The organism is Variovorax sp. Soil_C_33, assembly GCF_057656935.1.
This window is the reverse complement of the sequence record NZ_JBDGJK010000012.1, coordinates 93,722-118,528: the sequence shown is the minus strand read 5'-3', so window position 1 is coordinate 118,528 and position 24,807 is coordinate 93,722. Positions and strand designations below refer to the sequence as shown.

Genomic DNA, 24,807 nt, shown 5'->3' with positions numbered 1-24,807 from the left:
GATGGCCACCAGGAAACCCATCGATCCCGCGGACAGCCCGAGGATCGTGCTCGAAGGCCGCGTCGTCACGATGAACGGTAACGCCAAGGTGATTGCGAACGGCCGCGTCTACACGCACAACGGCGACATCGTCGCGGTGCAGGAGGCGCAGGCGCCGGCGCCCACGGGCTTCGGCAACACGGCGGTGACCGACACGGGCGGCACGATCTACCCCGGCTTCATCGACCTGCACAACCACATGCCCTACAACGTGCTGCCGCTGTGGCAGGTGCCGAAGAAGTTCAGCAACCGCGGCCAGTGGGGCCGCCACGCCGAGTATCACAGCAAGATCTCCGCGCCCATGCAGACGCTCGCGGCCACGCCCGAGCTGCTCGCGTCCATCTGCCGCTACGTCGAGGCCAAGGCGCTGATCGGCGGCACCACCACGGGCCAGGGCATCACGCTGGCGAACCAATCGGGCATCCGGCGCTACTTCCGCGGCGTGGTGCGCAACGTCGAGGCCACCGACGACGAAGCATCGCTGCCCGCGGCCTCGACGCGCGTGCCCGACGTGGCGGCCAAGGACGCGCAGACCTTTCTCACGCGGCTGAAGAAGGAGAAGAGCTGCTACCTGTTGCACCTCTCCGAAGGCACCGACGCGACCGCGCGCCGCGCCTTCCAGTCACTACAGATCGGCGGCGCCAGCTGGGCGATCACGCCCGCGCTCTGCGGCATCCACGCGGCGGCGCTGCAGGCGCCGGACTTCGAGATCCTCGCAGCCAACGGCGGCAGCATGGTGTGGTCGCCCTTCAGCAACATGCTGCTGTACGGCGGCACCGCCGACATCGCCGCGGCCAAGGCGGCGGGCGTGCCGATCTCGCTCGGCTGCGACTGGGCGCCCTCGGGCAGCCGCAACCTCCTGAACGAGCTCAAGGTCGCGCACATTTTCAGCGAGGCCAACGGCGGGATCTTCACGGCGCGCGAGCTGGTCGCGATGGTCACGCGCGAGGCGGCTGGGTTGCTCGACTGGGACCGCGTGGTCGGCACCATCGAGGTGGGCAAGCGCGCCGATCTCGTCGTGGTCGAGGGCGCGGCGGGCGACCCCTACCAACAACTTGTCCGCGCCAAGGAGTCGGACCTCGCGCTCGTGATGATCAACGGCGTCGGCCGCATCGGCGAGGCGGCGCTGATGCGCAAGCTGGGCTTTGCCGGCGAGACGCTCAAGGTCGGTGGCGCCAACCGCATGCTGTTCCTCGCGCACCCGGCCGAAGATCCGCTGACGCGCAACCTCACGCTCTCCGCCGCGGGCGATCGCCTGACCCGCGCACTGCGTGGTCTGCCCGCGCTCGCGCGCAGGGCCGAGCGCCCGCAACCGATCTCGCCTGTGGCGATGGCGCGCGCCGGCGCCAACACCTGGCGGCTGGCGCTCGACGAGATCCTCGACACCGGCGTCGAACTGCGCGCCAACCTGCCAGTGCGCGTGCCCGGCGGGCGCACGCTGCGGGCCGCGGCGATGCGGCCGGTGTTCGCGGAAACGAAGAAGCTCTCGGCCACCGTCATGCCGCTCGCCATCGATGCGCTGAGCGTCGTCGACGATCCCGGCTACCTTGACGCGCTGGACACGCAGAAGAACGTCCCCGACACGATCAAGGAGGGGCTGCGCGACCTCTGGTCGTGAACGCAGCTGCACCATGGCCCTCCTGCGCGACGCATTGAACGACTTCACCATCAACTGGCGCAACGACCTCGCGCCCGCCTGGCGCTCGGTGCTCGCCGGCGCCAGCCCCAACCCGACTGCCGTTGGCAGCGCGCTCACCTACGACGACCTGCAGCCCATCTACCCGTCGCGGCGCGACAAGCCTCTGCCCGGCGCGCGCGCCGATGCCCACGTGTTCCGCGCTTTCGACGGCCTCACGCCCGCGAAGGTGCGCTGCGTCCTGATCGGCCAGGACCCCTACCCCGCGCTGAGCCGCGCGACCGGTCGCTCCTTCGAGCAGGGCGACATCAACGCCTGGGGTCTGCCTGCGGCGTCGGTCGCGAGCAGCCTGCGCGTGCTGCTGCGCATGATGGTCGCGGCGCGCACCAACGATCCGGCCGTGCTGAAGATGAGCTGGACCACCTTCGTTCGCCACATCGCGACGCCCGCCGTCGCGCTCGAATCGCCGCGCGCCCTCTTCGACAGGCTGCAGCGGACGCAGGGCGTGCTCTTCCTCAATGCCGGGCTCACCATCACGCGCTACCAGTCCGGCGGCGCGCCGGAGCAGACGCGCGGCCACATCCCCTTCTGGCGGCCGGTGGTCGGCCAGGTGCTGCGATCGATGGCGACGCGAACGAGCGGACAGGTGGTTTTCCTCTGCCTCGGCCAACTTGCGCAAAACCTGCTCGCCAACGAAGGCGTAAAGCTCGCGGCCACCCAGGCGGGCACCTGGGAAACGCGGGCCGGCGAGGTCGCGCTGCCGCACCCGGTGGCCCCCGGCTTCATCAACGGGCCGAATCCGTTCGAAGCGGTCAACGCGAAGCTCGTCGCCTACGGAGCGGCGCCGATCGCCTGGTAGCGCGCCTGGACCAAGAGCCTCGGGCCAGCGTCCTCGAGTTTCGGGGGGTGACAAACCGACGCAAACATGGCCAGGAACGACGGGGTTGGGCATCAAGCAGCACGAGATAACTTTTCGCGAGCGCGGGCCGGCGAAACTGCAGGTCGTCGAAGGTGGTCATCGCTGTTCATTGCTGTCAAAACCGCAGTTGTCGGGTTTACGGCAACGAACGGCAGTGCCCGTGAGTACCGCGAGCGCATCTCTGAGAAGTTGGAACTCGCGCCGCCATTGAGTGTGGAGGACCCGCGCACCCCACGCCGGGGCACTGTCCCGGCGCGCGACGTTAAGAGGCGAACAATCGGAGCGTGCCGGTCGCATCGGTGACGAGGTAGCCAGCAACTCAGGAAAGAGGACAGGACCAGCGCGTGGGGTCTTGGCAAGAGCCGTCGCTAGAGATGCTGCGGGGGCGCAATCCGAGGAAGCCCACGCGATGTAGCGCCGGGTGCCTACACGTCGTAGGCTCCACGCGGCGTGTCGTTGGGGCCGAGCCACTGGGAGAACGCCATGCCTGACGACGCCGAGCTATGGAAGGATTGTTACCAGAGCGTGCAGCTGTTGACGCCGAAAGCGGCGAAGCTTGCCGCACGAATGCTCAGCAAGGACCCGCATGTTCCGACCAATTGGGCGTTTTCCCTGGACTTGGCGCTCACGTCCCGCGCAAAAGGAGCGGGGCCTATCACACAGGCGGATCTGGAGGTCATTGCGGCCAGTCAACGATCAGCCCCTTCTGAAACGCAGTTCGATGAAGATCATAGGCAGGCGTGGCAGTTCGCCGCATCGATACGGTCTTCTTCTATCGAGGCCCGCAGCCCAGCAAAAGGCCCTCAACGAAGCACTAACCCCGATGCTCCCCAGGAGCTCGTCTGGGACCCGCGAACCCTTACACCAGAGGAGAAATGGCTGCTTGCCTTCTCTGATGAGTTTCATCGGCTGGCAGATGATCGAGTTGATGCCGACGATGTCGCCAAATGCGCAATGAAGAGGTTGGAGACCGATGGGCACCGCAATCCAGTAGCGGTTGCCCGTGAACAATTCATTGCGGGACGCGATGGCGCCCTGGCTGCTGACAGCTTCGGGGGTGCGACGACGAGCCGTTAGCTTTACCCATAGCAGTCGTACGGGAGGCTGGCTGGCTCGGCCGCGAGGCCTGCCCGATGCTCAGCGGCGGCCGCCGCCCCGGCGGGGATATGTGACGCTGGACCTGCGGCCCTGTGATCTGTTGGCTGGCGCCGCCCGCGAACTCCGGCAGCAGCGACTTCGGATCGGTGGCTAACGCTTCCACTCTGACACAGCGCTGCTGAAGGCGGCCGGGGGCGTCCATTCCATTGCTGAAAAAATCCGGGGTGTTCCGAAGCCGGGACGGTCGGCTGCTACCGCTGAGCGATGCCGTGGACGGCAACCTGTTCAACCACAGCGAAGGGCCCAGCCGCGGGGAAAGGACAGCCCGCCGGCATCGAGGAACCACCAGATCTGGCGGGCTGCGATGAATCCGCGACCATCCTCTACCAGCGCCGGCGGACTGTCGAACTGAAATATGGTTCACCAGCCGCGGGGGACCCTAAGAGTACACGCCACAGCGCTGTAGGTCGCTCACCCGTGTGGCCGTGTTGCGCGGCGCCAAGCTGTCGGTGGTGCGGAGCGAAGCTGGACCTTCGTGAATGGGCCACCTAACGTAGAGTAGACAACTGCGGCGCCCGTTATGGGCGCGAGTCGCCTGGGCACGCGCCGAAAGTCCCGCTGGCGCGACGCCAGGCGAGAGGACCCACGGGGGACGGGATGCGCGGACAGCCGAGCCGGCCGAATGTGGCGCGGGCAGATCGCCCGGCGTATAAAGGTGCAAGCCCACTGCCCCAAGGTGACCATGATGGCAACGAAGCGGCCAGCACCTGTGATCGAGAAAGAGCTTGCTGAAATGCGCGAGCAGTTGGCAAGCCTTGAAAAGGCGAGCGAGGCCTCATCACCGGAGTCCAGAAAGGGCGGCCATCCGCCCTCAAAGGCGGTCGGAGACAAGAAGCTCACCGAGGCGAAGATCGCGGAACTCGAAGCCGAGCTGAAATCCCTGGGCGACGACCCGCCCCTTGAGTAGAAGTTTTTCACTTCACCCAACGCGCGGCGCCGACGACAGGCCGATCGGCAAGGCTGCTCGGCCCGGCCAACTTTGGAAGAGGGGTGCCACTGGACGCTTGATCTGCCTGCGAGGGCAGCGGGATTTCAACCTTTGCCCGCGCCAAACATCAATCCGGGTGCGAACCCTTCGGACCATCATCAACCGACTGCCTGGCAAATCGGGGCGTCCGTGTAGGTTCGGGACTCCCTCGGGATTCCCCTGGGAATTCCCTGGGATTGGGCCATCACCCATGCGACGCTTGCTTTTCATCTGCAGCAGCGCGCCACGACCGCGATGGCGGGGACTTGAGGTCGACCTGTCTCGTCGTCCTTCGCCGACGTGATGAGGAGTTCCGGCATCTTGTGGGTTCCGTCGTCGCTGGCAACCAGGTTCGTGCCTTGTTGTGCGCGGCAAGTTCCAGTGTGACCGCCCGGCGCGAATGCCGGCCGACGCGCGCCCTCCCCTCGCCGTGCCGCAGCGGCACGCCGGCGTGGTGCACACGATCGCGCCAGCGCCTTATGCTGCGGCATGCTTCGCCAGAACAGCACGACGCTGAAGATCGAGACCGCCGCCCGAGGGCTTGTGGAAGTCACGCAGCAAGTGGTCCGCTGGGTCGATGGTTGCGGGATCGAGAGCGGTCTGCTCACCCTCTTCGTTCGCCACACCTCGGCCAGCCTGCTCGTGCAGGAAAACGCAGACCCCGAGGTGCGCGCGGACCTGGAGCGCTTTTTCGCGCGCCTGGTCCCTGACGGCGATCCTCTTTTTCGCCACACCGAAGAAGGGCCGGACGACATGCCGGCGCACATTCGTTCGGCACTCACCGCGGTCCAGCTCAGCCTGCCTGTCCAGGGTGGCCGACTGGCGCTTGGCACGTGGCAAGGGATCTATCTGTGGGAGCACCGCCTGCGGCCCCATCGGCGCGAAATCGTGCTCCACCTCATCGGCGACTAGCTCAGGCGTCAAGGGCTGCGCGCGCCGCGGGACGCGACACCTGGGATCATGCACTCTTCTCTTACGGGCATTCATCCGTGAGTGAGCGCACACACCTAAACCGCCCTGCCCTGACGTCAGGCGGCTGAGCCGAGGTGGACTGAGCCTATTTGCCGGCCGGTGCGTCGAACAGCTGCCGATCGACCTTCCAGTCCGGGCCGTAGGTCGCATCGGCGTAGGCGTAGACCACCGCCGATCCGAGGAGGCCGTGAAGGACGTCTCCCTGCGCAGCCCTGCGACTGATGACCGCATTCAGTGCGCCCTTGCGCGCCAGATCCTGCAGGGCCCGATTGACCCAGCGGTTGAGCTGCGCCGGCTCGAGTGCGGCGACCTCTTTCTTCATGGCCTCGATCTGCTCGCGCAACCAGGTCGAACCGTCGGAGGCTGCGGGCTGCGCGGGCGAGGGAGGCGCCGGCGGGGCCGCGCGCAGCGAAGGGGCGGCGGCGACCGGCCCCGACGGTGCATCGGGCTCCGCCTCGTTGCGCAGCAGCGAGCGCAGGTAGGAGAAGGCGTTGTCGACGGCGCGCAGGCTCTTGTTGCCGGCGCGTCGTTCCAGCACGGCGATCTGATCGCGGACACGGTCGTCGCCGAACTCCTTGATCAGGCCCTCGAGCTTGATCTCCCGGATGCCAAGTGTTTCGGCCCGCAGGATCAGGTTGGCATCCACGGGCTGCGTCGAGGCGGGCCGCGGCAGCGACGCCTGGCGCTTCTTCCGCACGGCGAACTGGACCTCGTGGATGAGCCTGCCCTGCTTGTGTTCGATGAGCTCGATCTCGAGGTCCGTGTCGCTGTTGATCTCGGCCACCGCATCCTTCACGCGCTCGTTCTTGAACTTGCGCCACTCGCGCCGCTCCGGGCCTGGCCCGTTGCTCAATGCGTCGACCCACCACGCCACGGGCTTGCGACTGGTGACGCCGCTCGGATTGTCCCGATAGCGAATGCAGATCTCGTAGAGCGCAACGGCCGTATAGGAGCCGAGCTTGCCCAGAACCTCCAGGTCGATGGTGGCCCAGCGCTGCGGCTCGCGCAGGGCCGACATGATGGTGGGCGGATACGACCAGCTGACCCAGTTCTCGCCGCGGCGCACTTCGAGCGCGACTTCCGAGAGCATGGAGAAACCGCGCCACTTCACGCCGTCCCCGGGCGCTGTCGACTCCCAGTCGACCTCGAGGCTGCGCATCTCCAGCAGATAGCGCTTCGCCGCGGTGCGCTCGCTGCCGCTGGAGCCGGTGGTGCGCAGCACCGCCGCCAGGGGTGCCTCGAACATGAAGTCGGCCGAGGGCATGGCCGGCATGGCCACGAGCCGCGTCTGGGAGATCTGCAGCAGTGCCGTGTAGATGCGGCGGCCAGTCAGCGTCACGCGCGCCGAGCGCGGCATCATCACGATCATCTCGTGCGGCTTGCGCAACTCAAGCGCTTCGTCGGCATCTGGCGCCGCGACGTTCTTCTGACTGTTCATGAGGACCTGATCGTATGTCCAACTCCGATTGGACACAAGCAGAACCATCCGTCCAGCGGGCGCCTCTCTCAGCGCGCTGCGCGCAGGATCGACAATCGCGCGAGGCCCCGATTAAAAGGTGGACACTTAGCCAACTTCATGGCTTCCAGCGCTTCAGCCGACCCGATCAGAACCCGGACAGTTCGCCTCGAAGCACCTTCTGACGGGGCTGAATCAGGCGATTAAAACCTGGACGATGCCCTCTTGTGACGGAAAACGGGCACATTCTGGGCGTTCTACACAGCTGTGGATAAGCTGCGCGGCATCGCGACACCGGCTGGACATTTGGCGATCAGAACCTGGACGGATGCGATTAGAAGCTGGACGCAAGCGATGGGAACTTGGACGCAAAACGCGAATAGACGGCCGTAACTCGTTGATTTTAAAAGAGAAAAATGAGTTTGCGGATGGCTTAATCTCTTTAAGGTATTGAATACTTTTTAATCTCGGAGAGGGTGAAAAAGGAGAAAAACAGGAAGGCCCCATAGAGCGGCGCGCGTGCCGAACGATTGCTGAAGATTCTTCGTTTTTGCGAAGGTGATGGGCATAATCGCAGCACTCTTTAACTTCCGGGGCAGACTTCGTGGACATCAAGCAAACTATCCGGCGCCAGAACCTCGAGGACATCGAGCACCAGGCGCACAAGGTCGCGGGCATGATGGGGCGTATTCGGGCGGCGATGCTGGCGCCGACCGCCATCAAGACGGCGCCGACCCTCAAGGCCGTGCAGTTGGCCGAGCTGTGCGGGGTCGACAAGTCGAAGATAGCCTACCGGCTCACGCGCGGCGACCTCCCCAGTGGCGAGATCCATGGCAACAGTCGTGAATGGACGATGGCGGAGGCGCAGGTCTGGGCCCGCGAGCTGCGCGCCGACCATCTGCGCCCGGAAGGCGCCGCGGGCATCACCATCACTGTCGCCAATTTCAAGGGCGGCGTGGCGAAGACCACCTCGGCGGTCACGCTCGCCCAGGGGCTGTCGATGCGCGGGCACAAGGTGCTGCTGCTGGACCTGGATCCGCAAGGCTCCGCGACTACCTTGTTCGGGGTGCTCCCGGACGCCGAGGTCGAGACCGAGCACACGGCGATGTCGCTCTTCACCGGCGAGCAGGACAACCTGCAGTATGCGATCCGCCCGACCTACTGGCCGAACATCGACCTGGTCTGCGCGGCGCCGCTTCTTTATGGCGCGGAGTTCCACCTGCCGGCGCGGCAGGCGCGGGACGCGGGCTTCGAATTTTGGCGCGTGCTCGACCGCGGCCTGGACCTGACGCGCGAGGCCTACGACGTCGTGGTGATCGACACGCCGCCGTCCCTGAGCTACGTGACGATCAATGCGCTGATGGCGGCCGACGGCGTCATCATGCCCTTGCCGCCTTCCGCGCTCGACTTCGCGAGCTCGGCCCAGTTCTGGGACCTGTTCTCAGACCTGTGCAATCAGCTGGTTCGAAGCCGCGGCCAGGACAAGAGCTTCGAATTCATCGATGTGCTGTTGTCGCGGGTCGAGGCCTCGGACACGGCCAGCTCCGTGGTGCGCCAGTGGGTGCTGGAGGGCTACGGCGACAAGGTGCTGCCGATCGAGATTCCGAAGACCGCGGTGGCGGCCACCGCGAGCGCGGAGTTCGGAACCGTCTATGACCTGCCGCGCGGCTCGGTGAACTCCAAGACGTTTTCCCGGGCGCGGGTTGCCTACGATCGGATGTGCGAGCTGATCGAGCAGCAGATCGAGGCGGTGTGGGCGCATCAGGTGGCGCAGCGGCAGGTTCTGGAAACGGTGGTTTGACATGGGACTGAAAGACAAGGCCTCCAAGATCGACTTCGCATCGCTGATGCCGGTGGCGGCGCCGACGCCCGACGTCACCAAGCCGAAGACGGCGCCTGGCGCCATGATGGCGCTGGCCAACGACCAGCGCTCCGAGCTCCTGCGCGAGAACGACCTGCTGCGTGGGCAGGCCGCGCGCGCGGCGGAACTCGAGGGGCGGCTGAACGACGCTGTGACCGAGCTCCAGACCTGGGACGGTGCCAAGGCGACGCGGCTGCTCGATCCACGCGAGATCAAGCGCAGCGACTACGCCAACCGCCACGAGTCGAGTTTCCGACTCGAGGGCTTCGAGGATCTCAAGCGCGAGATCAAGGAAGCCGGAGGCAACATCCAGCCCATCAAGGTGCGACCGATCGCGAGCCCTGGCGAAGGGCCGAAGTACGAGATCGTGTTCGGTCATCGCCGCCACGAGGCGTGCCTGCAACTGGGCTTGCAGGTTCTGGCGTTCGTGGACAACCTGGACGATCGCGCGCTGTTCGAGGAGATGGAGCGCGAGAATCGCGAGCGTGCCGATCTGTCGGCGTGGGAGCAGGGCGTGATGTACGCGCGTGCGCTGGACCGCGGCCTCTATCCTTCCCTGCGTCAGATGGCCACCGCGATCGGCGTGGATCCGACCAATCTCTCGAAGGCGTTGGTGCTGGCGCGGCTGCCGCAAACGGTGCTGCAGGCCTTCGCGTCACCGCTGGATTTGCAGTTTCGCTGGTCGACGGCGTTCAAGGCCGCGTTGGAGAGCGACCCCGTGGGACTGGAAGCCCGGGCGGCCGAGATCGCGGCGGACCGCGGCACCCTGAGTGCAAAGGAGATCTTCGCCCGGCTGACCTCGCCGCAGGCGGCGGCCATGCGCGCCCCGTCCCATCCGTCGATCCAGACCTTCGAGAAGGCGGGCACGACGATCGCGACGATGAAGGTCGACGGGCAAGCCAAACCCTCCATCCGCATCCATGTCGGCTTGACCGCGGCGCGTCAGCTGGAGCTCGCCCGTTTGCTCAAGCAATTTGTCGCGGAAGGATGAGAGCGAAGCCGCGGACAAGCAAAAGGCGCCTGGGGCGCCTTTTTTGTTTGCTCGAATCTCCCGAGTCGGAAGGGTGTAGTACCGTACTACACCCCGGATCGAAGCGACCTCGCTAGGGAAGTCGTCGACCTGAATCGCGGTGTAGATCGCGGTGTAGTACCGTACTACACCCCCCGGAACGGGCGACGGCATTCCGCCGTCCCTCAGGATTGCGAGCCTCGAGACGCCTCGAGCCGCTCGAGTGACGACAGGATCTGGTCGATCGTCGATTTCAGAACCCCCATGTCCCTGTCGCGCCGGGCCTCGACAATGGGGTTGGCACCGCCCCCGTCCGCTCGTGCGGTGGCAAGCAACGTCTCTCTGGAACGCGCCACCACCTCGTCAAGGCGAGTGATGAGGTTGTTGCGCAGCGCAGCGAACTGGGCCATTTCGCGGCGCATTTCTCGCACGTCGTCACCCAGCGTCACGAGCACCTGCTCGATACGCCGTTGCCACTCCCCGAGTTCCTCCGAGGGCGGCGCGGCCGAGGGCGCCGCCTCAAAAGGCCGCTGAGCGGGCGCGACAGGCGTCGCCTGGTCATGCATCAAAGGGCGCAGCACGGCAGACAGCTGGCGGGCCGTGCGCGCCACGGCTTCTTCGAACACGGCTTTCGGATCCGAGTCCGCAAGCTGCGGCCACAATTCGTAGACCCGTGCGATTGCCTTGTCCGTGGCCAGGCGCAGTCCTGGCCGCCCTGGTTTGCCTGGCAGCACGGTGCCCTTGACGCTCGCGCCCTCCTGGCCGGCCGGGTCAGCCTCCCCGCGCGAGGCGATGAGACATTCCCTGAATTCGCCGCTTGCGCTCCATTTCTTGAGCATCGCTTCCGAGGGCGCGCTGGCGCCATGCAGGATGACCAGGATGCGGCCGAGGTCCGCGACGCTGCTGATTTCCGGCCATGCGGCATCGCGGAATTCCCCGAGATCCACATCCTGTTCTGAAGCACGATCCATGGGTAAGGAAGACAAATGCGCCACGCCTGAAGGATTTGGTTACTGAATAACCGAATTATCAGCCCGCTATCGCCAAAGTGCCTTCTTGGGCGCGATTTCCGTGAAACAATTTCTTGCTCCAGTGAAGACTCCCTCATAAGTTGTTGTCACAGTTGGAAAAAATCATTTCCTGCGGTCGCGCAAATCGGGAGGTCAATGTTTCACGGAATTTCCGGCTCCTCGTCGGACGTGTTGGGCGGCCTCATCCTTTCGCGCGCCGACCATTTCGTTCTGCCATTCTCAACTTACCTGCAATTGCAGTTTGGAACGCGCGCTCTCCGGCAGGGCACCACCACGCCCCGCCGGGGTTGGCTTGGCCCCGACGTCGAGATTTATCAGAACCGGGGTGGGTCCGTCAGCGCGACAAAAGCCCCAAGGGCAATGCACCACCTCAAAAGACAGGCGTTCGTCGCCGGTGACTGCTTTCGGAGGTTTCATTCCTGAGCACACGTTCCCCACGACCGCTTCTGCTTGGGAAGCGGAAGCGGAAGCGGAGGCGGGACGGCACGAAGCCCGCAATAGGCCCCAACCCGCCGTGGGGACGGCGGGCAGCGCGAGATCTCGCACTGTTACCCGACACTTGCGTCCCTCGGAGATCCGCTCCTTCTGTTGGAACGCGTTCATCCCAGCATCGCGGGCTAGCGTGGCAAGATGCAGCGAGCGCCTGCACACCTGTGGGACCGGGCCAAACTGTCCAGCTTTTAATCGGGCACGTGAAAGCGCGTGACGTTCGAGGCAGATCGTTTTATGCGCGACGTGAGAAAACTAAGCGTTTTCTGGGTAGGAGGTATGCCGACCGGTACAGCTTCACAAGGGAGCCCGAGCAACCACCGGACGGGGTTCTGTTGAACTTCCGTTCGACGCTTACGCAGATGCTCGGCCGGCTTGGCGGTTTCTCGACCTTACCCGCCACGTCGAATACACGGCCGCAGGCGCGCGCGGCAGTAAATGGAAATCATCGAGGGACCGGCCGCTGATGTGGACGCGATCACCCGTTCGGCGCGCGAGCGCGACGGCGTGCGATCAGGCAAGTTGGCGAAGCGGTTTCCCCGCCTTGCAGAACGACTTGATCTGGGCCAGGGTCGCTGCCGCCGTCGCTGACGCCTTCGCACCTGAGCCCTCGGAACCAAAGGACACGGCGGACGATCCGGATTCGCGGCCTCCGCTCGGCTGATGCCCCGGTCCCGCTGACCTGGATGGCGCCCCTCGTCAACCGCATCTCTCGCTGAGCGATAGGCAGCCTCATGAAGTCGAACGGTTCGATTGCGGCCATCTGTCGGCCAGCGTGGAACGTGCGTGCAATCGATGCTCAAGGGCAGAAGCGCCTGAGCATCGTCGTTGCCAGGCAGGGCCGCTTCCCAGCGCACGAGCCGTGACTGATGTCACATCATAATTACTAATTATAGAGATAATGGACATGCCGGCCAGTCAGGGCGCACAGCGCCAACGGCTAGCGCCCGAATCCTGTTCCGTACGGCATTCACTCGAATTCGTTTTCAAGAGGTCATGACCGCCATTCCAACGCCATCGCAACTGGCCCAGCTCGATGATGCCGAACTCGAGGAGTTGGCTCACGCTTGGCGCGCTCGCGCTGCGCGAGGTGAGTCTGACGCGTTTGGAGTCGCCCACGTGCTCGAAGTCGAAAGGCGAGGGCGCATTCGCGCAAGCCAGATGATCACACTTCGTGGTCCGCTGGTTGCGAACACCAGGCGGCCCTGGTGGAAGTTCTGGGATTCCGACTCGGGCGATGAGCCCATGAGCCCGACCTGAACAAGCCTCCACCATGAAGCTCCACAGCGACTACTTCTCGTCAAGTGGGTGCCTGTGGCGGTTGCGGACGAGCATTCGAACTGCACCGGCCTTGGGCTGGGAGGCGAGAACCTTCGTCTCGTCGACCGCAGGGGGGCGCCCGGCGCCGTGCCGTGAGGCGGATCGGAGATGGCGTAGGCGTCGCCGCGCGCAACGCCCGGGTCGCGCCCCGACCGCAGCCCGCGACGGTGGGACTCTGGAAAGGAACTCAGGCACAACTCGGACTGCCTAAGCGCTTACTGTGGTTCTCCAAGGTCGACCACCGACCTTCTTGCCCCGACCGGCAACGGCCGGGGCTTTTTTCGGATCCTGTGGGATGAGCCGCTCGGGCTCACAGTCCGGCGGCTGTATCGCCTACTGGCTCAGTTGGTGGACTTGCGCAAGGTATTCGCCCCATGCCCGCGCATCTGCCTCTGCGAGCCTCGCGATTCGCTCCTTGCTTTCGGCGGCCGCATCGGCCCGGCCTTCTCTGCAGGAGGCCTCGAAGTCCGCAAGCGCGTCGCAAATGGCCCGCTGGTGGGCGTCGGTCGTCTTGACCGCGGCCGCGCTGAGTACCGCATATCGTTCGAAATCAACCACGTCATGACCTCCAGAGCGCGCGAGTTTTCTTGGACGTTTCGGTAGGCGACGTAGGAATTCTTCCTACTTCCGAGCGAGGCAGGGCCTCTTACCGGAGAGGATCTGTAGGGGATCCAGCATGGCTCAACCTACAAAGCCAAGAGAGCCCGGTCGTCGAGCTGTCGCCGTCGCTGAGCTTCGTGGCTGCGCAGGGGCTGTGACCGGGATCGAGCAGTAGACAGAGGAGGGCTCGAATCATCTGGGTCGCTTCGTGCTTGCGGGACAGCACACCTGATAGCGGCAAGGGGCAGCGCCTCGGCGCCGTGCTTGCCGGTGGCCATCTTGTGGCATGGGAGGAGGATCGTTCGCGAGCAACACGCGGCCATTGCGGCCATGCTGCGTCCCGTCGTCTGCTGTTGGGCAGCGCCATCCCCAACGCGCCAGGGGGCGATGCGCTTTTTAGGTCATGAGTTCCCGCACAAGCGGCACAACCGCAAGGAATCCGAAGCGCTGTTCCCAAGCTGCGCGCGCCCGCCACTATCGCGTGAATTGCTCGACCGGCAGCATCAGCCCGTTCAGCCTGTTCAGCCGTCGCGGCCGAGCCGAGAAGTACCGGCAAATGCGAAGGGTAGGGCGCTCGCAGAACGAGCGAGGGTCTGCGCTTGGCGCACCATCCGTCCTTGGGTCGTGGGGCCGACAGATCGGATCTCTGGCACGATGTTTCGGCCGCATGACGTGATACGGTGCGGAACCCGACGCTCGCCGCCGCTGCAACTTGCCGGGCAGAATGCAGCCGGGAGCCACTGTCAGGTCAGTCGTTCGGAGGCTTCATGTTCAAGGTCGCGAGCGCAGTACTTCTATGCGTCCTGGCCGGCTGTGCAAGCACCGCGCCGCCGGGCTATTCGATATGCTCGACGCAGCCTGGTAGCTATGCCTGCCAGATCGAGCAGTACCAACGTGTCAACGACTGAGATCATTCCCAATGAGAGCGACAGACAGGGTCTGCCCAAGAGCTGAACGTCCAGGCTCCTATCAGATGAACCTGTCCATCGAGCCTCTGGCGACGCGGCATTACCGGGGAACGCGGCTCGCGCTCTCGCCAGCCAAGGTGCCCAAGTGTCTGGCGCGCGAGGACTTCGGCGACAACCCCGTGGCCGACGTGCGCGACGCTGCCTGAACACAGAAGCAGCGAGCACACGATGGCCACTGCAAAGTCGATCGACACCGGCGACTACAAGCTCTTTCCTTCGCCCAGGAACGTTCACCGCGTCGTCTTCGAGCACCAGGTCTTCGTGCCGTATCCGTACGCACTGATCGTGATGGACGAGTTCTACTTCAAGGGGCGCTACAGCCTGTTTTCCGCCTGCCGCCTCAGCGACGGGAAGATGGGGCAGGTGGCGACGTTCGAGTTGGCATCGGACGTGGACATCTTCAACAGGAAGTTCACGCCGGATTGAGCCGGCCCTACTGCAGCGCGAACCTGTCGCGCTGCGCCTGGGCGCACTCGCCCATCACGTTCAATGCGCGCTCCACGGCGGGCGTGCCGGTCACGAACGGGTTGGCCGCGCCGGCCGGCTGCTGGCGCAGCGCAGCCAGCTTGGCCTGCGAGCCGTCGATGCCCGAGTGGTTCGACAGCAGCACGTCGATGCGCTGAGCCTGAGCCACGGTGCTCATGCGCCGCGTTGAATCGATGTAGCTGTCCAGCCGCGGCACGTCCTTGCCGAAGTTGAAGCCCGTGCCGCCCCAGAGCATGGCGCGGTGCTTCCTGCCGCCGGTCGTCACGTCGAACACTGGCGAGATCGTGCCCATGGTGTGGCCCGCCGTGATGTACAGCGCGACGGTGGTATCTCCGAGCGTGATGCGCTCACCGTCCTTCACGGAGACGTCTCGCTTCGGCGGCGCGCCCCAGATCGGCGTGGCGAATTCGAGCCTGGTTTCGGTCATGGTCCAGTCGGTGTCGCTCATCACCACGCGCGCACGATACTTCTGCGCGAGGTATGGCGCACCGCCGTAGTGGTCGCCGTGGCCGTGCGTGACGATCACGTACTTGATCTGCGCCGGATCGAGGCCCAGCTGGCGCATGCCGCCTTCGATCAGTGCCGCGGCCTCCGCCTGGGTGTTGAGCGCATCGATGAGGATGATGCCGTCCGAGGTCTTGATCGCCCAGGCGCTGACCCAGTCGGCGCCCACGAAGTACAGGTTGTCGAAAGCCTGGCCGGGCGGCGGTGCGGGCCTGGCGATGAAGGCGGCAAGGCCCTTGTCCAGCTCGGCCTGGGGCGGCCGCGTGGCGGGGGCAGGTTTGCAGAGAGTCAACAGCGCCGTCAGATCGGCTCCGGCGGCGCGCGTGGCGGCCGCAACATGTGCGGCGACCGTGGCGTCCGAAGGCGCCTGTCGCTGGGCTGGGGTCTGCGCGCAGCCCTGCGCCAGGGCGACAACCACTGCGAGGGCGGTCGTCTTAAGCATAAAGGTGGCGGTTCGATTCTTGCGCTGTGCCATTGCTGTCTCCGTGCCGTCGGTGCGGCCTATTGTGGAGACGCCATTCTGGGACATGGGCACTTGTCCGATTGCCGCCCGAGGCTTGCACGATGGCCCTCCACTGTCCGGGTGGTCCAGCGTGGTCCTGGATCCGAACATGGAGTGGCTGCGCCGGCTCGCGCCCAAGCGCATGCGGTCCGACGCTCGACGGTGCGATCACCGCGATGCCGATGTCTCCCCCAAACGTCGGATGGCAGCCAGTTTCGTAAGCGCTAACGTGAAGCCCCAGACTCTGATCGGACTTTGTGGAAAGCGTCATCAAAGTATTGACGGACAAGTCGCTTGAAACCATCCTCAGCGAGGGCGGCAGTGGCCCCTGGAAATTGAACCAGGACCGTGCGTCGGCCTGTCCCTATGTTGTTGCAGTTCGGAACCTGAACGGCGCGGGGGACCGCGGAGGTGTCGGCCACCGCACGGCGTTCATGATCGGCAAGATCTCCGAGATTCTGGAATCGGGCGACCGGCACGTCATTGCGTTTGGCGAGTACGCACTCTTGGCCATCCCGAACGCATGGGAAGGAAGCCGCAACCCGGTGGCATACACGAATCTCGAGAAGCTCAAGATCGACCCCAAGCTCCTCGAGTGGAGGAAATTTCCTGGATCCCGAGGCTCTACTGTCTGAGCTACGCCCCCTGCCACAAACGACCGCCATGGAGCGCCCGAGACGCTGACCGCCTGCGAACGGAAGTCCGGCGCAGAAGGCAGAATGCGGCCAGATCCAGACGTTCGAGGCGAGCTCCCAATCCATTTAACCAAGCCACTTCTATGGGTCACTCCGTCACCGGCTTCATCACGCCCTCGGAAACGGCGGCTCGTGCTCTTGGTTGCTGAGCCACGCCTCCGAGGGGTCAGCTTGGAGCAAGGCACGGTACTGTTTCCGCTATCCGATGACCTCATCGATGAAATCTTTCCACCCTCTCAGGACCGCGGGCCGGCAGAGTTCACCTACTTGTCGCCACAGGTTATGGAGTTCCTGCGACGCCTCTCGGTGCATGGCGTATTTCGAAACCGAGTACCACGGCGGTACTGGCGATCAAGGTTCCGTGGTGTTGAGGGGCGGCCAGGTTGCCTATGGCCCTAGGCGCGGCGAAATCGGGCCAATCAACGAGGCGCTGCAGCTTCTTGGGATTGAGCGTCTCACACAGTCAGATGAGTTTCAGGCAGTCGGGCTGTGGCGCCACCGCTTTACGGAAGACTGGCTCGAACTGGACGCCGGCACATAGATGGACGGCAGCAGCCGGAGCGTCGTCGGATGGCTACGACCCGACATTCGGGATGTTCGCATAGTCCGGCCCGAAGCGGCCGTTGGCAGCGGCGGCGATGTAAGTTCGCGGGCAGAACTTTTTCAATCGGCCACCGTGGCTATGAGAGGGCAAATCAGATGGCAAGATTCGTCTTGGTACCGGGTGGTTGGCATGGAGGCTGGGTATTCGAAACTGTCAGCAATGCGCTATCGAGCGTGGGCCACGAGGTCCAGGCCCTCACTCTCTCGGGGTTAGGTGACAGTCCTGCGAATGGCGCCAACCTCGAACGCCATATCGATGAGGTGGTTCAAGCGATTCGGGCGCGCGATACCGGTGCCGTTCTTGTCGGTCATTCGTATGGAGGAATGGTCATCACGGGCGCAGCAGATAAGGACCCCTCGCGCGTCAGGGCGCTCGTCTACGCCGATGCCTACGTACCGGACAACGGCGCATCGGTCTGGTCGCTAACTACACCGAACTATCGGGAGCGCTTCATAGCGGGGGTGGCGGCGGATGGTTTGAACTGCGCACCGGCGGCCCACCTCGACAAGCGATGCAGGCCCCATCCCATAGCCACCTTCCTGCAGGCGATTCAGTTGAACGGCGACTGGCGCAACGTCCATAGCAAAGCCTTCATCGCCGCGTTCGGCTGGGAAGGAAGTCCGTTCATCGACCTGTACGAGCGTCTGCGGCTGGATCCTGGATGGGCCACGCACCGCGTCGAATGCGCGCACGATATTCCGCGGCTGGCTCCAGAAGCGCTTGTGAAGATCCTCTTCGAGTATGTGTGAGCAGGCCGGTCCCGGCCAGAAGCGGAATGGCGACGGTGGCGTCCGCTTGACCAGTATTCAACAAGTTGACCGACCCGTGCGAGCCTTCGAAATTCTGCGCAACGGACGGCGCCTAGTGGTGGGGGGCATAGAGGACGCGGCGCTCCTCTCCCTTTCCATTAGCGTGCACGTCAATAACGAGCTCGATATGCGAGGCATGAGAGACCTTGGCAACCACCGCCCATCCCACGTCGAGTGGATTCAGGAACTGCCCCTCGACTTTGGCGACGAGATTCGCGTGAGGCTCCTCGAAGTCGAAGAGGCAACGCCGCCGGCCGATGATATTGCGTCCGATTCCGATGAGCACATTGCCGCGCAGGCGATGTACGAAGCGCAACTCGCGATGGGCTTTCCCGAGCCTCGAGCTTTAGATCGCAAGCAGCCCGATGCGTCGCTGGAGGTTGTGGTCGGCGGGGCGCCGGTCCTCGCCAAGTACCTGGACCATCTGCCGCTATACCGGCAGGAAGCGATCTTCGAGCGTGCGGGCCACGTCATCGCCCGCTCGACGCTGGCACAGTGGGTGGGTGAGTGCGGCATGCAACTGCAACCGCTGGTGGACGCGCTGGCAGCAGAGCTGCGTGACACGACGTCCTGCACGCCGATGAGACGCCGGTGGCAATGCTCAAGCTCGGAGCGGGCAAGACGCACCGGGCATACCTGTGGAGCTACTGCACGACGCAGTTCAACCCGATCCGGGGCGTCGTGTTCGACTTCGCCGACAGCCGGGGTGGCCAGCACGTGCGTGACTTCCTCAAGCTGAGCGGAACCACCGCCAAGCCTGGCTGGCAGGGCAAGCTCGTCACAGACGACTTCAGCGGCTACAAGGCCTGCTTCGAGCTGAGAGTGATCGAGGTTGGGTGCATGGCTCACGCGCGGCGCAAGTTCCACGAGCTATGGATCAACCACGGCATCCAGGTCGGCGAACAGGCGCTTGAAGTACGCGGCCAAGGAACGCATCATCATGATCGAAGGTCGACGCGCCCGCAAGGTCGGCGGGTCACTGCGCAGTGACCGACCCAAAAGAAGGGGCGCGCCGGTCACCAATGCCCACGTCGTCTCATTCGCCCAACAACACACAGGTGCCGCCATGAACTACGACCCATCGAATCGTTGATCACAACGGCTTGACAAACAAGTCCTCATAGAAGCCGACCTTCACCGTGTCCCGTCAATTTCAACGCTCATGACAAATTACCGCACTTCGAAAGGCGAAAGGACACTCACGATGACCATCACCATCACCGCCTTTGAACGGTCGCCCGACGGCGGCAAGGGTCTGGCGCGCGACACACGCGTCCGCTGGGCGCTCGAGGAAGCCGGCCTGCCCTACGAGGTGCGCCTGGTGTCCTTCCGCGCGATGAAGGAGGCCGCGCATCTGGCGCTGCATCCCTTCGGCCAGATCCCCACCTACGAGGAAGGCGACCTCGCGCTGTTCGAGACCGGCTCCATCGTGCTGCACGTCGCCGAGCGCCACCCGGGCCTGTTCCCCGCCGATGCCAATGCAAGGGCGCGCGCCATCACGTGGATGTTCGCGGCGCTCAATACGGTCGAGCTTCCCATCCTCGAACTCGTCACCGTCAAGCTGGCGGAAGGCGACAGGCCCTGGAAGGCCGAGCGCCTGCCCCTCGTCGAGGACCGGGTGCGTGCCCGATTGAACCAGCTGGCCGCCCGCTTGGGCGATGGAGACTGGCTGGACGGCGGCTTCAGCGCGGGCGACCTGCTGATGGTGTCAGTGCTGCTCCGGCTGAGACCGTCCGGCCTGCTGAACGAGTTTCCCAGCCTGGCCGCCTATGTCGCTCGCGGCGAAGCGCGGCCGGCCTACCAGCGGGCGTTCGCCGCGCAACTGGCGATCAACGCCGCCCCTTTACCGGCGGGCTGACAGGGCGCAGCTGCCGGCGCGGACGAAGCGACGCACAGCCGTCGCCCCGGCCGCCGCAGGCGTGCATTTCAAGGTGGGTGCGCCGGACGCTCACGGACGACGAGAAGACGTGAGCCCCCGAAGGTCCGCTTTGTAGAAAGCGCGAAGTCGCGTTTGGGCCCAAAGGACCTCCGCGACCGGCTAAAGTCGGCCAACTGCGGACGTCCGCGCAACCGTTCACCTCAATCGAAAGTCCGTTCCAATGAACAACTGGCGCGCAGCCGTTGTGTGCGTTTGGCTCGTTCACGCGGGTCTGAGCGCGCTTCTTTGGTTTTGGACATCCGGCGCGGCCCTCGGCTTGCGTGGTTGGGGGCGCGGCCACCTTGGATCGAGATTGCGTGGGGCGCTCCCACAAGCGTGTGCGCACTGACATCCTGTGCATCAACAATGGTCTCTTCGGCTCGTGGACGATTCGGCCGCTCTCCGATCCTTCCGTCAAGAAGAACTGCTCGAGCGTGGCCTTCGAGAGGCTGGACCCACCTCACTTCAGGCGTCTTATGAAAACCATCGAATCTTGGGCAAACATGCTGCGGGAGCGTCCCGAGGCAGAGGTGATCTCGTTCGTTCGACAAAATCCTGAACTGGTGAACGTCGCAGACACCGCGTCATCCGAGTACGCGCTTGAGCAAGCAATCTTTTATGAGATGTGCGACTTAGCCAAGTTGCTGCTTGATCTAGGCGCGGATCCGAACCAGTTAAACGATCAAGGTCGATTAGCACTTCACACCGCCATAGAGCTATTCGAAAGCTCACCAAAAGTCTCTCTTTCGCTCTTTGAGCTTCTACTGTTGCGTGGTGCAGATGCTGAGGCCAGGGGGTTTCCAGACTTCACAGCCCTTCATAGGGCTTGTGCCGCGAATGCCATTCCCATCGCCGTTATGCTCATCGAGCATGGAGCAAGTCTGGTTGCTGCAGCAGAAGCATGGGTCGATGGCGGCCGCACGCCGCTAGACGTCGCACACACTCATCGCCATAAAGAGCTTGCATCGGTGCTGCGGAGTAAAGGTGCGAAGAGCGCCGATGATCTGTCGGGTGCCTGAACAACAATGGCGTACCGCGGGGCAACCTTTCATTGTTTGATGAATGGGATCGCATGGCCGCCGTAATTCATAGTGAATTCAGACCCATGCCGTCAGTTGACCTCGATGACACGCGGTGATGGAGGTCCGGTTACGACAGCGCCCAAGGCCTCCTTCGTTCCCGCTGCTCCAGTCGCAAGAACGGCTACAGTCGGGCCAGAACCCGTCCATCGGCGACCCGGCTCAATTTGCACCATAGTCGACATTCGCGGTACGCACACACCGTTTGGCGTAGAGGAACAGGAGCAAGGGACATGAAGGCAGAACAGCGCGAAGCCCTCCTCAACACATTGAAGTTGCGGTTCGAGCAGAACATGAATCGGCACGCAGGAGTGGACTGGGCCGACGTCCATGCTCGCTTGCAACGCAGTCCCGAAAAACTGATGTCGCTTCATGAGATGGAGAGAACGGGTGGGGAACCCGATGTCATCGGGGCCGCGGACGATGACGACGGCGCCTATCTTTTCTGCGATTGCGCCACTGAAAGTCCGCAGGGGCGCAGGAGCCTGTGCTACGACGCAGAAGCTCTGAAATCCCGAAAAGAGAACAAGCCGGAGAACAACGTTGTCGACATGGCCAAGGCCATGGGTGTCTCGCTATTGACGGAGGCGCAGTACCGCAAACTTCAACAGTTCGGGGAGTTCGACATGAAGACGTCCAGTTGGGTGGTAACGCCACCCGACGTTAGAAAACTCGGTGGGGCTCTGTTTGGCGATAGGCGCTACGGCAAGGTCTTCGTGTATCACAACGGCGCTCAGTCCTACTATGCGGCGCGAGAATTCAGAGCCTCGCTCAGGGTCTGAATTTGTGATGAAGGGGTTGGCGCTGGGAATCGAGACTCACGGGGCCTAACGGCCAGAATCGGGCATTCCGGCCGGCACGCAGGAGAAATGACGATGCCAAAGCATCGAATTTTCGCGACACCGTTCGCGAAGGTGTATCCGTTGTACGTCCAGAAAGCGGAGCGCAAGAATCGTACGAAGGAAGAAGTCGACCAGGTCATTTGTTGGCTGACGGGCTATGACCAGGCGGGACTTCAGCTGCAGATCGAACAGGAGAACGATTTCGAGACGTTCTTCCTTCATGCCCCGGCCATGCATCCAAACGGTTCTCTGATCAAGGGAGTCGTCTGCGGTGTTCGCGTCGAAGAGATCGATGACCCGCTGATGCAAAAGATCCGCTACCTGGACAAGCTGGTCGACGAGCTTGCGAAAGGGAAGTCGATCGAAAAGATCTTGCGGAACTAGCTCACTTCTTTAAATGTCCGATCAGGCACCTGCCGGCCAGGTGGTGTGGGGCAGAATCCGGCCAACACCGGACGTTGCCAGTCGTCGTCCAATGAGGAGATGTTGTTGATTCCATCAGACCTTGACGACCTGGTTCGGCGGCAAAAGGGTGACGTTCTGCGGACCCAAGCTGAGGGTGTGGAGGCCGAACTCACGGCGCTCGGCATCGCTTCTGATTGCGAGTTTGGTAGCTTCTATCGGAGCTACCAAGCATCTCCGCTTGGAAGCTCTGTTTCGTCAGTGAACTCCTGGATGTCGCCGAGCCCAGCGCACAGGTGGCACGGGCAACGCGGTTCGTTCATGAAGTCTGGAGCGTCCAGCAGGAGTTAGTTTGCTTCTCTTCGGTAGAGGGCGAAGGCGCCTACCTTTACTCGATTCAAAGCGAGGCGGTCTGGGACTTCAGCCTCGCCAGTAGCGGCGATTTCGCGGACGGTACGGCGCCGAACTGGCCGAGCTTTTTCGCATTCATGCGGTGGTACCTCGCCTAGTGCGTGATGTCAGAATCCGGCCAGGTCCTGACGCTCGATGGCGTCGCCCAGTTCGCCTTCGTTTAAGCTCCACTGACCTAGCTTTCTGACGTTCTGCCATGCTTCAAATGCGCCCAGGGTGTGAGTGCTGCGACCGAGATCTGCCGCCGGATTCAGCCGATGCCCGCATCTGTTCCTTCGAGTGCACGTTTTGCAGCGATTGCTCAAATCGGCGCCTCGCCGGGACGTGCCCAAACTGCGGCGGTGAATTGCTCCCGCGTCCTTCGCGGTCGCCGGCCAAGCTTGAGAAGTACCCGGGTTCGACCACGCGGGTGTTCAAGCCCGAAGGTTGCACGGCTGCACCCTGAACCTCATTTGGCCCGCCCGGCCGCCTCGCCGACTCATCACGGCCACAACCGGTCTTTCCTTTGCTTGGACATTCGAAAAGCATCGGGGCTTCCTAGCCAAAGGACCTCACATGAAAATTCGAACCAGCTACCCAGGCCAGACAAAAGCAGTTGTCGAGGCGCCGACGCACTTGTTTGAACAATGGTTTAAGGGGGAAGTTGAAAACAAGTCATTTCAGCCGCCCTTCATTGAATTCATGCCGACCGAGGACGAAATAACGGAAGTGAGGATGAGCAAGATGCGTAAGCTAATCGGGGCCTCCCCTGAAAGCCAGTATTGAATACAACAAGCACTAGCGCTTAACGACCGCTTCTATGAGGACTCGTCCGTCAAGCCTTTTTGATCAACGAATCGATGGGCGGTGGTTCATGGCGGCACCTGCGTGTTGCTGAGCGGGTGAGACAGTGGCGTGGCATGGGTGATGCATCCTGATCCGAGGTCACGTCCGAGCACTGGCTCGAGCGCTCGCCATACCCACGAATTTCTCCCAAATGCGGACACTTCGCAGGCACCCGGAATTTGTAGGTGCGCAGCGCATACGCCGCTATAGCGCCCCTGCCATCCCATTGGTGCCGCGAAAACGTGTCCAAATCCGCCTAGAAATTCACATTCTCCACCTGCGGCCGCTCGGTAGACTCTCAGATGGGAAAAATCAAAAAAACTGAGGAGTGAGCATGATTCGTCGTATTACCCGCGTCGCTACGGGATTCCTGATCGCGTGGTCCGCCGTTGCCGGCGCTTCACCCAACACCACTTCGGCCAATTCACTCGAAGCCGAGCGCCAAGCTGCTTTCGCGGCCGCGCAGGCCGGCAAGCAGCTCGGGCCGGTTGATGTCCCCGTACGAGACCAAGCACATCTGAGGTTGCCGGTCGGGTATGTCTGGATCCCGAATCCTGCTGCGACACAGTTGTTGGCAGCGATGGGAAATCGCGTTGGCGACGGGTTCGTTGGGGCGATCGTTCCCGCGAACGATGCGCCTTGGTTCGCTGTCGTGAGCGTCGTCAAGGAGGGCTACATAAAGGACGACGACGCCAAGGATTGGAATGCCGACGATCTGCTGAAGAGCCTGAAGGAGGGAACTGAGGCAGCCAACGAAGAACGCACTAAGCGCGGCATACCGGCTATGGACGTGGTTGGCTGGGCGCAGAAGCCGCACTACGACGCGTCGAGCCATCGCCTCGTGTGGTCCGCTCTCACGATCGACAAGGGCGCTCCGGCAGGCGAGCAAGGCGTCAACTACAACACGTACGCGCTGGGGCGCGACGGATACATCAGCCTGAACCTGGTGACCGACGCGAAGGCCATCGAGACATACAAGCCAGACGCACTCAGGCTGCTTTCAGCGCTCGAGTACAACGACGGCAAGAAGTATGCGGACTTCAACAGCTCAACAGACAAGGTCGCGGCCTACGGTCTCGCGGCGCTGGTGGCTGGGGCGGCGGCGAAGAAGTTTGGCCTTTTCGCAGTGCTGCTTGCTTTCATCGCGAAGTTTGCAAAGGTAGGCGTTCTTGCAGTTGCTGCTGCTGCGTGGGGCGCGACAAAGATTTTCAAGAAGAAGGCAAAAGCTCCTGTCACGACGGCACAGCTCCCTGAGGATGCGGCTGCTCCCATCAGTGACAACCCGGCATCTCCCAAGAGCTAGGC

Annotated in this window: 24 protein-coding genes and 1 pseudogene; 21 read left to right on the top strand and 4 right to left on the bottom strand. The window is 63.5% G+C overall.

Going from position 1 to position 24,807, the window contains the following annotated elements:
* The first annotated feature begins 1 nt into the window (after nt 1).
* From AC3A6B_RS19330 to AC3A6B_RS19310, 5 genes are all read left to right on the top strand, one after another.
* The gene (locus AC3A6B_RS19330; RefSeq protein WP_487838282.1) at nt 2-1,657 is read left to right on the top strand and encodes an amidohydrolase family protein; all 1,656 of its coding nucleotides are present in this window, start codon (nt 2-4) and stop codon (nt 1,655-1,657) included.
* Nucleotides 1,658-1,670: 13 nt separating this feature from the next.
* A complete protein-coding gene (locus AC3A6B_RS19325; RefSeq protein ID WP_487838281.1) occupies nt 1,671-2,534 on the top strand; it encodes a uracil-DNA glycosylase family protein in 864 nt (287 codons plus the stop codon).
* Between the two features lie 543 nt (nt 2,535-3,077).
* Nucleotides 3,078-3,671, top strand: a complete 594-nt coding sequence (locus AC3A6B_RS19320; RefSeq protein ID WP_487838280.1) for a hypothetical protein — start codon at nt 3,078-3,080, stop codon at nt 3,669-3,671.
* Nucleotides 3,672-4,434: 763 nt separating this feature from the next.
* Complete coding sequence (locus AC3A6B_RS19315; RefSeq protein ID WP_487838279.1) at nt 4,435-4,659, top strand: hypothetical protein; 225 nt, start codon at nt 4,435-4,437, stop codon at nt 4,657-4,659.
* A gap of 549 nt (nt 4,660-5,208) precedes the next feature.
* On the top strand, nt 5,209-5,631 hold the full coding sequence (locus AC3A6B_RS19310; protein ID WP_487838278.1) for a secondary thiamine-phosphate synthase enzyme YjbQ: 423 nt from the start codon (nt 5,209-5,211) through the stop codon (nt 5,629-5,631).
* A gap of 145 nt (nt 5,632-5,776) precedes the next feature.
* Here AC3A6B_RS19310 and AC3A6B_RS19305 read toward each other — a convergent pair whose 3' ends face one another.
* Nucleotides 5,777-7,129: a hypothetical protein gene (locus AC3A6B_RS19305; protein WP_487838277.1), complete on the bottom strand. Its 1,353-nt coding sequence runs from the start codon at nt 7,127-7,129 to the stop codon at nt 5,777-5,779.
* Nucleotides 7,130-7,751: 622 nt separating this feature from the next.
* On the opposite strand from AC3A6B_RS19305, the gene AC3A6B_RS19300 reads away from it, so the two are divergent.
* Both AC3A6B_RS19300 and AC3A6B_RS19295 read left to right on the top strand, forming a co-directional pair.
* Nucleotides 7,752-8,948 (top strand): ParA family protein, encoded by a 1,197-nt coding sequence (locus tag AC3A6B_RS19300; protein WP_487838276.1) that lies wholly within the window; start codon nt 7,752-7,754, stop codon nt 8,946-8,948.
* Between the two features lie 46 nt (nt 8,949-8,994).
* Nucleotides 8,995-9,999 (top strand): ParB/RepB/Spo0J family partition protein, encoded by a 1,005-nt coding sequence (locus AC3A6B_RS19295; RefSeq protein ID WP_487838275.1) that lies wholly within the window; start codon nt 8,995-8,997, stop codon nt 9,997-9,999.
* A gap of 203 nt (nt 10,000-10,202) precedes the next feature.
* On the opposite strand, the gene AC3A6B_RS19290 is transcribed toward AC3A6B_RS19295, so the two are convergent.
* Nucleotides 10,203-10,988 (bottom strand): hypothetical protein, encoded by a 786-nt coding sequence (locus AC3A6B_RS19290; protein ID WP_487838274.1) that lies wholly within the window; start codon nt 10,986-10,988, stop codon nt 10,203-10,205.
* Nucleotides 10,989-11,975: 987 nt separating this feature from the next.
* Here AC3A6B_RS19290 and AC3A6B_RS19285 point away from each other — a divergent pair.
* Nucleotides 11,976-12,128, top strand: coding sequence for a hypothetical protein (locus AC3A6B_RS19285; protein WP_487838273.1), 153 nt, complete (start codon nt 11,976-11,978; stop codon nt 12,126-12,128).
* A 1,062-nt stretch (nt 12,129-13,190) separates the two neighbouring features.
* Here AC3A6B_RS19285 and AC3A6B_RS19280 read toward each other — a convergent pair.
* Nucleotides 13,191-13,415, bottom strand: coding sequence for a hypothetical protein (locus AC3A6B_RS19280; protein ID WP_487838272.1), 225 nt, complete (start codon nt 13,413-13,415; stop codon nt 13,191-13,193).
* A 1,015-nt stretch (nt 13,416-14,430) separates the two neighbouring features.
* Here AC3A6B_RS19280 and AC3A6B_RS19275 point away from each other — a divergent pair.
* Entirely contained in the window at nt 14,431-14,571 is a 141-nt protein-coding gene (locus AC3A6B_RS19275; protein ID WP_487838271.1) for a hypothetical protein, read from the top strand.
* Between the two features lie 22 nt (nt 14,572-14,593).
* Nucleotides 14,594-14,851, top strand: a complete 258-nt coding sequence (locus AC3A6B_RS19270; RefSeq protein ID WP_487838270.1) for a hypothetical protein — start codon at nt 14,594-14,596, stop codon at nt 14,849-14,851.
* A gap of 7 nt (nt 14,852-14,858) precedes the next feature.
* On the opposite strand, the gene AC3A6B_RS19265 is transcribed toward AC3A6B_RS19270, so the two are convergent.
* Entirely contained in the window at nt 14,859-15,857 is a 999-nt protein-coding gene (locus tag AC3A6B_RS19265) for an MBL fold metallo-hydrolase (RefSeq protein ID WP_487838269.1), read from the bottom strand.
* A gap of 317 nt (nt 15,858-16,174) precedes the next feature.
* Here AC3A6B_RS19265 and AC3A6B_RS19260 point away from each other — a divergent pair, with 317 nt between their 5' ends.
* From AC3A6B_RS19260 to AC3A6B_RS19210, 11 genes and pseudogenes are all read left to right on the top strand, one after another.
* Nucleotides 16,175-16,552 carry a hypothetical protein gene (locus tag AC3A6B_RS19260; protein ID WP_487838268.1) on the top strand — a complete coding sequence of 126 codons (378 nt, stop codon included), beginning with the start codon at nt 16,175-16,177 and terminating at the stop codon, nt 16,550-16,552.
* Between the two features lie 370 nt (nt 16,553-16,922).
* On the top strand, nt 16,923-17,153 hold the full coding sequence (locus tag AC3A6B_RS19255) for a hypothetical protein (RefSeq protein ID WP_487838267.1): 231 nt from the start codon (nt 16,923-16,925) through the stop codon (nt 17,151-17,153).
* 158 nt (nt 17,154-17,311) lie between these two features.
* Nucleotides 17,312-17,965 (top strand): alpha/beta fold hydrolase, encoded by a 654-nt coding sequence (locus AC3A6B_RS19250; RefSeq protein ID WP_487838266.1) that lies wholly within the window; start codon nt 17,312-17,314, stop codon nt 17,963-17,965.
* Nucleotides 17,966-18,362: 397 nt separating this feature from the next.
* Nucleotides 18,363-18,937, top strand: a pseudogene (locus tag AC3A6B_RS19245) (IS66 family transposase); the annotation flags it as partial.
* A 292-nt stretch (nt 18,938-19,229) separates the two neighbouring features.
* Nucleotides 19,230-19,883 (top strand): glutathione S-transferase family protein, encoded by a 654-nt coding sequence (locus tag AC3A6B_RS19240; protein WP_487838265.1) that lies wholly within the window; start codon nt 19,230-19,232, stop codon nt 19,881-19,883.
* A 536-nt stretch (nt 19,884-20,419) separates the two neighbouring features.
* Nucleotides 20,420-20,962 carry an ankyrin repeat domain-containing protein gene (locus AC3A6B_RS19235; protein ID WP_487838264.1) on the top strand — a complete coding sequence of 181 codons (543 nt, stop codon included), beginning with the start codon at nt 20,420-20,422 and terminating at the stop codon, nt 20,960-20,962.
* Between the two features lie 293 nt (nt 20,963-21,255).
* Complete coding sequence (locus AC3A6B_RS19230; protein ID WP_487838263.1) at nt 21,256-21,804, top strand: DUF4256 domain-containing protein; 549 nt, start codon at nt 21,256-21,258, stop codon at nt 21,802-21,804.
* Between the two features lie 93 nt (nt 21,805-21,897).
* Nucleotides 21,898-22,248 (top strand): DUF2200 domain-containing protein, encoded by a 351-nt coding sequence (locus AC3A6B_RS19225; RefSeq protein ID WP_487838262.1) that lies wholly within the window; start codon nt 21,898-21,900, stop codon nt 22,246-22,248.
* A gap of 625 nt (nt 22,249-22,873) precedes the next feature.
* The gene (locus AC3A6B_RS19220; RefSeq protein WP_487838261.1) at nt 22,874-23,122 is read left to right on the top strand and encodes a DUF1272 domain-containing protein; all 249 of its coding nucleotides are present in this window, start codon (nt 22,874-22,876) and stop codon (nt 23,120-23,122) included.
* Between the two features lie 110 nt (nt 23,123-23,232).
* A complete protein-coding gene (locus AC3A6B_RS19215; RefSeq protein WP_487838260.1) occupies nt 23,233-23,442 on the top strand; it encodes a hypothetical protein in 210 nt (69 codons plus the stop codon).
* Nucleotides 23,443-23,836: 394 nt separating this feature from the next.
* On the top strand, nt 23,837-24,805 hold the full coding sequence (locus AC3A6B_RS19210) for a DUF2167 domain-containing protein (protein WP_487838259.1): 969 nt from the start codon (nt 23,837-23,839) through the stop codon (nt 24,803-24,805).
* The last annotated feature ends 2 nt before the right edge of the window (nt 24,806-24,807 follow it).

What these genes read in the sequence shown, in the direction of transcription:
- AC3A6B_RS19330 (WP_487838282.1), top strand. Translation starts at nt 2, where the DNA reads ATGGCCACCAGGAAACCCATCGATCCCGCGGACAGCCCGAGGATCGTG.
- AC3A6B_RS19315 (WP_487838279.1), top strand. Translation starts at nt 4,435, where the DNA reads ATGATGGCAACGAAGCGGCCAGCACCTGTGATCGAGAAAGAGCTTGCT.
- AC3A6B_RS19215 (WP_487838260.1), top strand. Translation starts at nt 23,233, where the DNA reads ATGAAAATTCGAACCAGCTACCCAGGCCAGACAAAAGCAGTTGTCGAG.
- AC3A6B_RS19240 (WP_487838265.1), top strand. Translation starts at nt 19,230, where the DNA reads ATGACCATCACCATCACCGCCTTTGAACGGTCGCCCGACGGCGGCAAG.
- AC3A6B_RS19325 (WP_487838281.1), top strand. Translation starts at nt 1,671, where the DNA reads ATGGCCCTCCTGCGCGACGCATTGAACGACTTCACCATCAACTGGCGC.
- AC3A6B_RS19220 (WP_487838261.1), top strand. Translation starts at nt 22,874, where the DNA reads ATGCTTCAAATGCGCCCAGGGTGTGAGTGCTGCGACCGAGATCTGCCG.
- AC3A6B_RS19270 (WP_487838270.1), top strand. Translation starts at nt 14,594, where the DNA reads ATGGCCACTGCAAAGTCGATCGACACCGGCGACTACAAGCTCTTTCCT.
- AC3A6B_RS19295 (WP_487838275.1), top strand. Translation starts at nt 8,995, where the DNA reads ATGCCGGTGGCGGCGCCGACGCCCGACGTCACCAAGCCGAAGACGGCG.
- AC3A6B_RS19275 (WP_487838271.1), top strand. Translation starts at nt 14,431, where the DNA reads ATGAACCTGTCCATCGAGCCTCTGGCGACGCGGCATTACCGGGGAACG.
- AC3A6B_RS19230 (WP_487838263.1), top strand. Translation starts at nt 21,256, where the DNA reads ATGAAGGCAGAACAGCGCGAAGCCCTCCTCAACACATTGAAGTTGCGG.
- AC3A6B_RS19305 (WP_487838277.1), bottom strand. Translation starts at nt 7,129, where the DNA reads ATGAACAGTCAGAAGAACGTCGCGGCGCCAGATGCCGACGAAGCGCTT.
- AC3A6B_RS19320 (WP_487838280.1), top strand. Translation starts at nt 3,078, where the DNA reads ATGCCTGACGACGCCGAGCTATGGAAGGATTGTTACCAGAGCGTGCAG.
- AC3A6B_RS19310 (WP_487838278.1), top strand. Translation starts at nt 5,209, where the DNA reads ATGCTTCGCCAGAACAGCACGACGCTGAAGATCGAGACCGCCGCCCGA.
- AC3A6B_RS19235 (WP_487838264.1), top strand. Translation starts at nt 20,420, where the DNA reads ATGAAAACCATCGAATCTTGGGCAAACATGCTGCGGGAGCGTCCCGAG.
- AC3A6B_RS19210 (WP_487838259.1), top strand. Translation starts at nt 23,837, where the DNA reads ATGATTCGTCGTATTACCCGCGTCGCTACGGGATTCCTGATCGCGTGG.
- AC3A6B_RS19290 (WP_487838274.1), bottom strand. Translation starts at nt 10,988, where the DNA reads ATGGATCGTGCTTCAGAACAGGATGTGGATCTCGGGGAATTCCGCGAT.
- AC3A6B_RS19265 (WP_487838269.1), bottom strand. Translation starts at nt 15,857, where the DNA reads ATGCTTAAGACGACCGCCCTCGCAGTGGTTGTCGCCCTGGCGCAGGGC.
- AC3A6B_RS19285 (WP_487838273.1), top strand. Translation starts at nt 11,976, where the DNA reads ATGGAAATCATCGAGGGACCGGCCGCTGATGTGGACGCGATCACCCGT.
- AC3A6B_RS19225 (WP_487838262.1), top strand. Translation starts at nt 21,898, where the DNA reads ATGCCAAAGCATCGAATTTTCGCGACACCGTTCGCGAAGGTGTATCCG.
- AC3A6B_RS19255 (WP_487838267.1), top strand. Translation starts at nt 16,923, where the DNA reads ATGGCGTATTTCGAAACCGAGTACCACGGCGGTACTGGCGATCAAGGT.
- AC3A6B_RS19250 (WP_487838266.1), top strand. Translation starts at nt 17,312, where the DNA reads ATGGCAAGATTCGTCTTGGTACCGGGTGGTTGGCATGGAGGCTGGGTA.